Origin of the sequence: Sinanaerobacter chloroacetimidivorans (genome assembly GCF_018128545.1) — a bacterium.
Lineage (GTDB): Bacteria > Bacillota > Clostridia > Peptostreptococcales > Anaerovoracaceae > Sinanaerobacter > Sinanaerobacter chloroacetimidivorans.
In genome coordinates this window covers 256,961-268,383 of the sequence record NZ_JAGSND010000005.1, presented here as the reverse complement: position 1 = coordinate 268,383, position 11,423 = coordinate 256,961, and the positions used below count along the sequence as shown (strand labels likewise).

Annotated in this window: 9 protein-coding genes and 1 tRNA gene; 7 read left to right on the top strand and 3 right to left on the bottom strand. The window is 43.7% G+C overall.

Annotation, left to right across the window (positions count from 1 at the left end):
- Nucleotides 1-180 precede the first annotated feature (180 nt).
- Genes KCX82_RS10080 through KCX82_RS10070 form a run of 3 tightly spaced genes read left to right on the top strand, consistent with a single transcriptional unit; the run spans nt 181 to nt 3,838 of the window.
- On the top strand, nt 181-2,508 hold the full coding sequence (locus tag KCX82_RS10080; RefSeq protein ID WP_227018332.1) for a xanthine dehydrogenase family protein molybdopterin-binding subunit: 2,328 nt from the start codon (nt 181-183) through the stop codon (nt 2,506-2,508).
- Nucleotides 2,505-3,335 (top strand): FAD binding domain-containing protein, encoded by an 831-nt coding sequence (locus KCX82_RS10075; protein WP_227018331.1) that lies wholly within the window; start codon nt 2,505-2,507, stop codon nt 3,333-3,335. The genes KCX82_RS10080 and KCX82_RS10075 overlap by 4 nt, the downstream gene beginning before the upstream one ends.
- 2 nt (nt 3,336-3,337) lie before the next feature.
- On the top strand, nt 3,338-3,838 hold the full coding sequence (locus tag KCX82_RS10070) for a (2Fe-2S)-binding protein (RefSeq protein WP_227018330.1): 501 nt from the start codon (nt 3,338-3,340) through the stop codon (nt 3,836-3,838).
- A 372-nt stretch (nt 3,839-4,210) separates the two neighbouring features.
- Here the strand turns inward: KCX82_RS10070 and gltX are convergent, their stop codons facing one another.
- On the bottom strand, nt 4,211-5,866 hold the full coding sequence (gene gltX / locus KCX82_RS10065) for a glutamate--tRNA ligase (RefSeq protein ID WP_227018329.1): 1,656 nt from the start codon (nt 5,864-5,866) through the stop codon (nt 4,211-4,213).
- 183 nt (nt 5,867-6,049) lie between these two features.
- Between gltX and KCX82_RS10060 the strand changes: the two genes are divergently transcribed.
- From KCX82_RS10060 to KCX82_RS10045, 4 genes are all read left to right on the top strand, one after another.
- Nucleotides 6,050-6,610 carry an acetylglutamate kinase gene (locus KCX82_RS10060; RefSeq protein ID WP_227018328.1) on the top strand — a complete coding sequence of 187 codons (561 nt, stop codon included), beginning with the start codon at nt 6,050-6,052 and terminating at the stop codon, nt 6,608-6,610.
- A 36-nt stretch (nt 6,611-6,646) separates the two neighbouring features.
- On the top strand, nt 6,647-7,597 hold the full coding sequence (locus KCX82_RS10055) for a pentapeptide repeat-containing protein (RefSeq protein ID WP_227018327.1): 951 nt from the start codon (nt 6,647-6,649) through the stop codon (nt 7,595-7,597).
- A 7-nt stretch (nt 7,598-7,604) separates the two neighbouring features.
- Nucleotides 7,605-7,979, top strand: a complete 375-nt coding sequence (locus KCX82_RS10050; protein ID WP_227018326.1) for a DUF2500 family protein — start codon at nt 7,605-7,607, stop codon at nt 7,977-7,979.
- A gap of 149 nt (nt 7,980-8,128) precedes the next feature.
- Nucleotides 8,129-8,203: transfer RNA gene (locus tag KCX82_RS10045), tRNA-Glu, on the top strand.
- A 146-nt stretch (nt 8,204-8,349) separates the two neighbouring features.
- Here the strand turns inward: KCX82_RS10045 and KCX82_RS10040 are convergent.
- Both KCX82_RS10040 and KCX82_RS10035 read right to left on the bottom strand, forming a co-directional pair.
- Nucleotides 8,350-9,699 (bottom strand): saccharopine dehydrogenase family protein, encoded by a 1,350-nt coding sequence (locus KCX82_RS10040; RefSeq protein ID WP_227018325.1) that lies wholly within the window; start codon nt 9,697-9,699, stop codon nt 8,350-8,352.
- A gap of 513 nt (nt 9,700-10,212) precedes the next feature.
- Nucleotides 10,213-11,403 (bottom strand): aminotransferase-like domain-containing protein, encoded by a 1,191-nt coding sequence (locus KCX82_RS10035; protein ID WP_227018324.1) that lies wholly within the window; start codon nt 11,401-11,403, stop codon nt 10,213-10,215.
- Between the last annotated feature and the right edge of the window lie 20 nt (nt 11,404-11,423).

Sequence of the window (11,423 nt, the reverse complement as noted above, 5' to 3'; positions counted from 1 at the left end):
CAGAACTCATTTGGTTTGATCTGGAAACTTATGATGCTTCAGCTAAGTAGAAATTAAATCTAACTAACTAATAAATATTCGGATTATAAAATCCATTAGGTAAGTCTTAGAAATAAAGGATAAGAAATAGGTAAAAAGGGAAAATATCAATTAGCTATAGGATTAATAGGAGGGGATTTTTTGAATTTAATCGGAAACAGTATTCAGCGGCAAGAGGCATGGGATAAAGTGACAGGCAAAGCCATGTATACCAGCGATTACATGACCCCGGGTATGTTGTACGCAAAAATAGCAACGAGTCCCCATGCCCATGCGAAAATAGAATCCATTGATATATCAGAAGCTTCCGACGTATCCGGTATAAAAGCCATCGTTACCGGGAAGGATTGCGCTTTCCTTTGCGGAACCATATTAGAAGACCGCCCGCCGCTCGCCGTTGACAAAGTGAGATATTTTGGAGAACCGATTGCCTTAGTGGTAGGCACCAGTGAGCGAGAAGCAATGGAGGCGGTGAATAAAATTAAAGTAAAATACAAACCGCTTCCTGCTGTCAATTCTCCTTCCGAGGCAATAGACAGCAAGGCCCCCCTTATCCATGAAAATTCAGGACAATATAAGAAGTTAGTTAAGGACGTATACCCCGAGCCAAACACAAACATAGCCAATCGGGTTAAAATAAGAAAAGGCAGCATGGAAAACGGCTGGAAGGAAAGTGACGTAATAGTAGAAGCAAGTTTTGAATCGCCAAAATCGGATCATATCGCAATGGAAACAAGAAGTGCCACAGCCGAAATCCATCCGGACGGCAAAGTTATGATAACAGCCTCCTCCCAGGCTCCTTTTTCCGTAAAAAAAATGATTAGTCAATATTTTAACATAGAGGAAGGGAAAGTCATCGTTAAAACGCCTCTTGTAGGCGGAGGATTCGGCGGAAAAGCATCTGAAACCCTCGAAATACTGGCCTGTATAGCGTCAAAGGCTGTCGGGGGCCGGGTCGTTAAAATTACTCATACCAGAGAAGAAGATATGGTGACCGCTCCCTGCCGAATGGGTCTCCAAGCACAGATTAAGCTTGGGGCAACAAAAGAAGGTTATTTGAAAGCTGCCGAATTGACTTATCTGACCGATACCGGTGCTTATTCCGATATCGGACCACGTCTTGCCAAAGCAATTGCCTCAGGCTGTACCGGTCCCTATAACATTGAAAATGTTTGGTGCGATTCCTTATGCGTTTATACCAATCATCCGTATTCTACGTCGTTCCGGGGCTTTGGACATGCCTCCTTTACCTTCTGCATCGAAAGAGCTCTGGACAAGCTTGCCCTTGCACTGGGAATTGATCCATTGGATTTGCGACTAAAAAATGCTATCATTCCCGGAAATACAACCCCGACTCAGGTTACGGCCACATCGAGTAATATGGGAAATCTGGCAAAGTGTCTGGAAAAATTGAAAGAATCAATCAATTGGAATGAAGGTTCACGAATAGATTTAGGGAACAATATCATCAGAGCTAAAGGGATCAGCTGTTTTTGGAAAACCTCCAATTTACCCACAAATTCCATTTCAGGAGTGTTCCTTACCTGTAATTCTGACGGCAGTATCAATCTTAACAGTGGGGTTGTCGAATACGGTCCCGGAATGAAAACTACGTTAGCCCAAATTCTTGCGGAAAAAATGAAAATGAATATCGATAGAATTTATGTGATCATGGAAGTTGATACGCAGGCCGCTCCAGATCATTTGAAAACAGTTGCCAGCATGACAACTTACATGGCAGGCAGGGCCACCCTTCGTGCTGCTGAGGATTTGATCAGTCAGTTTAAGACTGTGGCTGCCGTCGCTTTAAAATGCCCGCCGGAAGATCTTGAAGTCGCAGACGAAAAAGTTTATCTTCGGCAGGATCCCTCGGTCTCTATTGAATTTAAGGAGTTGGTTCATGGATATAAATATCAGGGCGGAAATAGTATAGGAGGGCAGGTTTTAGGCAGGGGCAGCTTCATTATGAATCAGTTAACAGAGCTGAACCAAGATACGGGTGCAGGCCGGCCCGGCCCCGCCTGGGCTGTAGGTGCTCAAGCAGTGGAAGTAGAGCTGGACATGAATGAATACACTTACAGACTCATAAAAGCCGCGACAGTTGTCGATGCCGGAAAGGTACTGAACCCCAAAACAGCCAGAGGCCTGATGACGGGTGGTATGTGTATGGGACTTGGACTTGGAAGCCGGGAAGCCTTTTTCTACGACAATGAAGGAAGAGTTTTAAATACAAGCTTACGTACCTATAAAGTCCTCCATATCGGCCAAGAACCGACTTATCTAGTCGATTTTATTGAAACTCCGCAGATAGATGCCCCTTTTGGAGCCAGAGGAATCGCAGAGCACGGCATTATCGGCATGCCTTCAGCGCTGGCCAATGCCTTATCAACAGCCGCTCAAACCGAATTGGATCATCTGCCGATTACACCGGAAACGATCTGGAAAGCAAAAACAGGAGGTTCACTATGATTCCATTTCCATTCGATTATTATCGGCCCGATTCTATTTCCGAGGCAGTCCGGGCATACCGGGATCTTGATGCCCAGGGCAAAGAACCCCTATACTACAGCGGCGGATCTGAAATCATTTCCATGGCCAGATCGAATCATATCTTTACCAAGGCTGTTATTGACTTGAAGGCGATTCCCGAAAGCCTCGAATTGAAGTATCATGCAGGCAAGCTGGTGATCGGTTCTTCTGTGACGTTGTCCTCCCTGACAGAATCCAACGTTTATCCCCTGATGTCAAAAGCCTGCGGGAGAATCGCAGACCACACCATGCAGTGCAAAATTACAGTAGGCGGTAATGTCTGCGGAACCATCATCTATAAGGAGGCTCTATTGCCCCTCCTGCTATCAGACTGTAGTGTGGTAATTGCCGGTGAGGGTAACCCAAGACATGTACCGATCCATCTTATTTTCAATAAAGAATGGAAGCTTTCAAAAGGTGAATTTATTGTGCAGTTCATAATAGATGGTAAATATTTAGAGCTGCCGTATTTTCATATAAAGAAAACCAAAAATGAAAAAATTGATTATCCGCTGCTTTCACTTGCCGCCTTTATAGATTCAGGGAACATAAAAGCAGCCTTCAGCGGCCTTTGTGAGTTCCCATTTCGAAGCATGGAAATAGAATCCGAATTAAACAAGAAAAACATCCCAGTAGAGGAGCGCATCAAAAATGTTTTCAATCTGTTACCGGCTCCGGTCTTAAATGATATTTCCGGCTCAGACCAATATAGATTATTCGTTTTGAAAAATACTTTACTGAATGTTATGAACGAGTTGGAGGGATAACCATGTTCAAGCTCGAGGGAAAAAGTATTATCACTCTGGATATTAACGGAGAGAAAAAAGATGTAATGGTTGACCCTTCCGATATTCTTTTATATGTTATCAGGGAACAATTGGGATTAACCGGAGCCAAACCCGGCTGTGAAAACGGAGATTGCGGTACCTGTACGGTTTTGATGGACGGATGGCCTGTCAAATCCTGCCTTATGCTGGCAGCAGAAGCCGTCGGCCACCAGATTACTACAGTCGAAGGCCTTAACAACGCCCCGATTCAAAAAGCTTTTGTTGAGAATTGGGGATTTCAATGCGGATACTGTACATCAGGTTTTCTGATGGTCTGCCATGCTTTATCGAACATTCATCCGGATGCTGATGAATACATCATGGAAGAATGGCTGCAATCCAATATTTGCAGATGTACCGGCTATGAAGAAATCCGAAATGCCATCAAAGAGGTATTGAAACAGAATCATTCGGCCTTCAAACAGCTGGAACCGCTGAACTAAACCCAGACGAAAAGAAACCATCTCAGCTGAGATGGTTTCTTTTTTAATAAGAAAGGACAGTTTGAGTGATAGAAAAAGTTTGCCCTCAGGCAAACTTTTCTATCTTGTGTAAATCTTGCAGCAGCTTGAAAATTCAATCCTCGCCGTGCTGTTCTCTGCATTTCATGTAAATCGGCACGCTGTGGGTGAATTTTACTTTTACACGAATCTACAGTTACAGAATATGACTACCAGCAATAAGAAGAAGAACAGTAAGCTGGTATCAATTCCCTCTCCACCAAGGAGTCCACATCCATCTGACATTTTTTAATCACCTGCTTCTTAAAAAATAATTTGTTTGTAGTATAATTTATGAAGAGGTCATTGAATGTGTTACAAAACTTTTTTAATTCTTTCTATTGTATTTTCTTCGCCAAGTATCTGCTGGATTTCCCAAATATCGGGAGACATCAACCGTCCCATAACCGCGATTCGGATTACGGTACTGACATCTCCGACGTGCCCTTTGTACAATTCCGGATTCTTTTTATAGTCCTTCGGTTTTGATGCATAACCATTTTCCGCTGCAATCGTACGGATTTTATCAAACCACTGAGTTTGATCGTCAGTGTGTTCGTAAGAGGCAAGATAAGCTTTGAGTATTGTCTTTGCATCCTCTACACTGACATTTTCAGGATAGCTGTCTTCTATTTCAAAATAATCATCATAGAAGTATTTGATAAATTCAAAAATCTGTTTGGCGTATATCAAATCTTTTCTGGGTTTATCACCACTTCTTCCTAAATCCAGAATCTTGGTCAGATATTCTTCCCGGCCTTCGAATAACACCAGAAGTTCAGGACGATAAGCCCTTGCCCAGTCCGTCATAAATTGAACAAGCTCTGAGGCAGGCAGTTTAACCAGCACATCCTTGCTAATATCATTTAATTTATCCAGGTCAAAAAGAGTTCCCGAATTGCTCATCTTTTCCACAGTGAAAGAAAACTCTTCTGCAGGAGTATCAGGATTCTCCATTCTCCATTCCTCATAATTGGAATTCAATATGGTCAGCAGATACTCGCGTACCGATTTTGGATGATAGCCTTCCTGTCGGTAATAATCCAGTGAGAGTTCCGGATCTTTTCTTTTGGACAGTTTCCTCTTGTTTCCGTCTTCCATTTTCATCAGCTGGGCTGTATGGCAATAGATAGGCAGCGGCCAACCAAGAGTCTGAAACAATTCCACATGAATCGGCAGAGAGGGGAGCCATTCAGCACCTCTTACCACATGGGTCGTTCTCATGAAATGGTCATCCACCACGTGAGCAAAATGGTAGGTGGGGATTCCGTTGGCTTTCAATATTACGACATCCTGATCGTTTTCCGGCATTGCCAAAGTTCCCCGGATCCCATCCTCAACGTAGATCGACTTAAGATCTTCTTCCTTTCCCTCATGGGTTCCCTGAGATCGTAATCTTACCACAAAGGATTCCCCACGGGCCAGCCGCTCTTCAATTTCTTCCATGGTTAAATTTCTGTGTTTTGCCCATTTCCCATAATAACCAGGATTTTCTTTCAGGCTTTCCTGGGTTTCTCGTATGGCCGCCAATTCTTCCTCGGTACAGAAACAGGGATAGGCTTGTCCCCGCTGAACCATCTGCTTTACGTAAGTTTGATAAAGTTCGCCGCGCTGGCTTTGATAATAGGGGCCATAGTCTCCCAGCGAACCATCCATGGTGGCTCCTTCATCGAAGGTAACGCCAAAGAATTCCAAAGAGGAAATAATGGCCTCCACTGCACCTTCAACCTGACGTTTGTCATCGGTATCTTCAATTCGAAGATAGAAAATTCCTCCGCTTTGATGGGCAAGCCGCTCATCAACGAAAGCACCGTATAGATTTCCAAGATGGATAAACCCGGTGGGGCTTGGTCCCAGCCTTGTAACCTTTGCACCTTCCGGAAGGTTTCTTTGCGGATAAACCGTTTCGTATTCCTTCGGGTCTTTGGTTATATGCGGAAAAAGCAACTCCGCTAATTTGTTATAATCCATATTATCGTTAACCTCCATTTTGTTGGATTTGTATTTCTGCTCCATTCATACCTGTAATATTATATACTGTGCCCAATTCTGATTCAACTAAATAAATGATTTCCGTATTGCAGCGAAAAAACATGCATATGATGGTAAGAAAGAATTCAGCTCGTTAAAAAAAGAATTTCAGGAGGCTTTTTTATGGATACCTTGAATCAAAATACAACCCACATTACTTTGGGGCAGATGAATTTAATCAATAAACTTAGAAGGCTCTGGATGCAGCTTGCCATGTGGAGAAGAGCTTTTCTGGTCAGTTCTGCATCAAAATTCGGAGATGTAGATCTGATCGGAGAAAGACTGTATTATGCTCCCCTGGCTTTTAAGGATCTCTTCGAAGTATTCTTCGGGGAAGACATCGCCAATCAAATTCAATATTATCTTACCGGGCAGATCCTCATAGGAGCTGAGATATTGAATGCAGAAAAGGAAGGTGACAGAGAAACGGTGGACGAAGCTACCCAGCGTATGTATGAAAATGCCAATGAAATAGCAGCCTATCTGGCGGAAATCAATCCATACTGGAATGAGGAGACATGGAGAAATCTCTTATATGAGTATTACAGAATCACCATATTGGAGATGGTAACCGTTCTGGCAGGCAGGTATCAGGAGTCCATCACTCTTTATGAAAGCCTGGAAGATCAGGCTTTAAAAATAGCGGATTACATGGCAGAAGGGTTTATTAAATATTTTTGTTAAAGGATGATTTGTGCTATAATGAATGCAGCTAATAAAATGCAAATAGACAGGGGTACGGGGATGAAGGATTACGGCAGCAGCATATACGAAGGACACAATACCGGGAAGAGTAAAGGCATTGATTACAACGCCTTGCGAATAGATCGCGAAAAATGCTTTAATTACAACGTCTTACGAATAGATTGCGAAAAATGCTTTGGACTATGTTGTGTCGCCTTATTTTTCTCCGCTTCAGAGGGATTTCCCAAGGATAAAGAAGCAGGAAGCCCATGTCCGAATTTGCAGATGGATTTTCGCTGCAGTGTGCACGAAAGTCTCCGCGAGAAAGGGCTGAAAGGCTGCAGTGCTTTTGACTGCTTTGGCGCAGGCCCAAAAGTGTCCCAAGTTACGTTTAAAGGGATGGATTGGCGGAAAGCTTCGGAAACTGCAAATCAGATGTTTGAAGTTTTTCTGGTCGTGCGCCAGCTGCATGAGATGCTGTGGTATCTGACACAGGCTTTCTCCCTGGTACAATCACCGCAGATGCAGGAAGCAATTGCTTCTATGCTGGAAGAAACAAAACAGGCTGCTTTACTCAGTTCCGACCAGCTCTTGCAACTGGATGCTGCAGCACATCGAGGAAAGGTAAATCCATTGCTGCAGCAAGTCAGTGAGCTTGTACGCTCTCAATACCTGAGCACAAATGATAGGCGGACAGGCCTATCCAAAAAGCTTCGTCCGGGGGCGGATCTGGTTGCCGCCGATCTTAGAAGCAAGAACCTGAGGGGGGCCAATTTAAGGGGATCCTGGTTGATTGCCGCGGATCTTAGAGGTGTCGATTTAAGCGGGGCCGACCTTATTGGAGCCGATTTGAGAAATACGGATCTGCGGGGAGCCGACCTTTCGGACAGTATCTTTCTGACCCAGGCGCAGCTTAATGTAGCAAAGGGAGATCGTACGACAAAGATCCCGGGTTTTCTTCTTTCGCCGGATCATTGGGAAAGGTAATCCAAAAATGATTTTTTATGAAACGATTTATAAGATATCAGGTATTATATTCTATTTTTTAATATTTTTGGCTGTATTCGCAGCGATCATTAGAAAATGCTGTATGAAATCAAAAGAGAACATACCGGCCAAAGTCTTGTATAAACAGACAGCAACGAATACTTCCTACGATATCGTACAAGGTTTTATGACGACGAAAACAACTTACACCATAGCGTTCCAAACACCATCCGGAACCATTGTCTTATATTCCGGAAACGGGTACTACAATCTTCTGGAAAAAGGAGACAGAGGAAGATTATCCTATAAAGGGAACCGTTTAATCTGCTTTACCCTGACCGACAGGGAAGCCGAAAAGGAACTGATTGATTATCCGAATTGATTATTCGAAAATATAGTTGCAATTTTATGCAAAATGTTTTATTATTAACTATTGTAGGGTTGCTTTCTAAGGTTGGGGGTCCGATTCCGAAGCTGGCTTTAACCGGCAAATTTGATCGTCAACAAGATTGATCCTTTATTATATTGCATGACCCGTTGGTCAAGTGGTCAAGACGTCGCCCTCTCACGGCGGAATCAGGGGTTCGACTCCCCTACGGGTTACCAAGAGAAAAATGCCGAGGCTTTTTATGCTTCGGCTTTTTTCGTTTTTAAGGAGTAGGAGAGTCGAACCCGCAAGGGTGCGAATGTCGGGAGAAAGTCCGATGGACTTTCGAGCAATGAGCAGTCCAAGAGGCCTGAAAAAGGGTAATTTATCTTTTTTCAAGTTTTGCGGCCAGCTTTCGCAGGTTCGCTGCATCTGTGAAAATCTGAGCCATGATTTTTTTATCATTGATCGTTTTGTACTGTGATTCCATTTCTACGATACCGTATTCAAAACCCGCCTCATCCATAATTTCCAAATATGGAATGGGGTCAAAATATTCCGGTGAAAAAACGCCTGCATCCTTCCATACTCCCTTTGCGATAAGTTCGATACCTACCGCAGCTCCAAATCCGGTCTGTGCTACCACAGCCTGCATTTTCCAGTCGTGCATGGAAATTTGATTGTCAAATGGCTGATATATAAAAACTTCTCTGGTTTTTCCATCTTTGATACCTTTGCAATGAACCCCTACACACATCTTGCCCAGCATCTCACTGCCTAGATCCTTGGGCTGGGGAGCAGCTGCCGCTACCACATCCCGGGGAACCACTTCCACACCACTCACATGGATCGGGTGAAGGCTTCTCAATCCCAAAGAACTAATGACCTTCAATGCCTGCACCAGATTATCGTCCAAGGCTATCTTAAAGGTACATTTCTTCAATCCATACTGTTCCAGGTAACGAGGCATCGTTACCGTTTCCTCATGTTCAACCTTGACAAGTGTATTGAGGCCAACTCCTGCGGGCATTTCAAAAGTTTCTTCCCCTGCAAAAGCGCCTTCCACGATAAAACCGCCCTTCTCTTTGTCCCACTCTATATTGGGATTGATACACTCATCAAGAACCGTCCATACATTAAAACCGAATATAATCGTATCCTTATCTGCACCGGGAATGGTTAAATTCCCTCCATCCTTGACATGAATCTCGTGGATTTCATCAAAGAGATATACGGCCGCAAATTTTGCAAAAACGTTGACTACTCCCGGATCAACCCCCAGACAGATGCACGCCATGATGCCTTTCTTCTGCCAATCCTTATGCCTGTCAAAGTTATACTTGGTCATAGGTTCGATATAACTGTTCTCAATACCAAGTCCCAGCTTGGGGTTATCCCTGGGGACTGACCAGGTACCCATATTGCCGTAATTTACGCCCCCCTCATAGGATGCATCAAAAATATTGTTGCAGACGTACGGCGCTGCCGCATCCATAACAAAATCACACTGATACTTTTGAATAAGCGCTACGATTTGGTCCTTCTCCCTGGCGTCTGCGTATTCGGCGACAAACCTTTCGTCTTCCTGAAGATGGCCAACTACCTCCTGTGCCCGGTACAGATCGCAATCGGATACCACGACCTTTTCCAGCCACTTTCCATCGGGATCCCTGGACTGCAGGATTCTCAATATAGACTCACCTACAGCTCCCGCTCCCACCAATAACATTTTCATAGATTTCCTCCTTGCTTTTAAGCGGCATGTCTGCCGAAAGCAGCCTGCCCTACCTTTATTCAGCAGTCTTGGAAGTTAAATATCATTACAAGTATTGCCCGGCACCTGCATTCCTCATTCATTTCCTTGCATAAGTCCTCAGTCCTAATTTCTTTTCAATCAAAGAAGACTTTCAAGGGAATAAAAAAAGGAATACACGCGCCCTAACAATGGCTCATATATTCCTCTGTCCTTTTGCCGGTTGGTTATATCCTCGTTGGCTCCACACTGAAGTGGTCTCTCCAAAGTATCGTCCGATGACCTTCCTTTTGCCTGTCAGTTTCCGCGGAAAAACTGCCACTTTTCCGGTTTGCTTCTTCGGCCCCCCTGTGGAACGGAGTGTCTAGGGTCATCCTCGCCCGTAATATTCAACTGGATATATTATACAATTTATTTCCCTGTTTTTCAAGTATTGAATAGAATTATCTGATATTTTTATTCAATTTTATTCAACAGATTTTTCCTTTTATTTGCTTATTTTTCCAGCAGATATTCCCTGGTAAGACGTCCCAGAATACGCATTCCTTTTCTGATCTCTTCTTCCGACATATTGGAAAAATTTAATCTCATCTCATTGTTCTTGACACCGCTTGGATAAAAGGAACCGCCTGGGATAAAGGCCACCTTCTCCGCATAAGCTCTTTTCAGAAGCTCTCTGGCATCCTTGTTTTCAGGAAGCTCCATCCAGATAAACAAACCGCCCTTGGGAACCACATAATGGGCCTCTTTGGGAAATTCCTGAGCAATGACCTTCATCATAGTGTCTCTTCTTTCCTGATAGAGTTTGGATATTTTCTTGATATGTGCATCAAGATCATGATGCTGAAGGTAATACGCCATCTGTCTCTGGGCAATGGCCGATGAGGATAAATCTGCGGCATTTTTAAGAATCAGATACTTTTCCATAATTTCATGCCTTGCACATAGCCAGGCCACCCGCAAACCGGGACAGAAAGTTTTGGAAAAAGTCCCCACATATACGACCTGTCCTTTTTTATCATAATAGCTCAATGGTTTTTCCAACTGTTCTTCAAAAGAAAGCTCAGAATAGGCAGCATCCTCAAGCACCGCAATATCGTAATCACCGATAAAGTCCATAAATTCTTTTCTTCTCTCAGGTGACCAGCTGCGTCCTGTGGGATTTTGAAAATCAGGGATCACGTATATCAGTTTGACTCTGCTTCCATACCGATCCAAGGCCTCCTTCAACGCATCTATCTGAATTCCGTCGTGATCTGTAGGAACAGCCACCAGTTCTGCTTCATAAGCCTTCAGCGCGTTCACGGCTCCTAAATAGGAAGGGGTTTCAAACAGGATGACATCCCCCTTATCGATAAACAGCATCCCGCTCATATCCAGCGCCTGCTGGGATCCGCTTGTAATGATGACTTCACTTTTATCATACTGCAAACCGAATTTATCCTGCATCCGTTTGGCGATGATTTCTCTCAACGTTCCATAACCACTGGTGGAACAATAGCTCAAAGCCTCTTTCCCCTCATTTTCCAGCACTTTGATAAAGGATTCCTTGATATCCTCTACAGGGTACGTTTCGGGAGAAGGAAAGCCCGCAGAAAAGGAAATCATATCCTCTGTTTCAGTCAATTCCATAGCATTGAGTAGTTCTTTATCCTGTAAAAAGTCCATTCTGCCTGCAAAATTCATTCTCTTATTCGTCCTCCTAG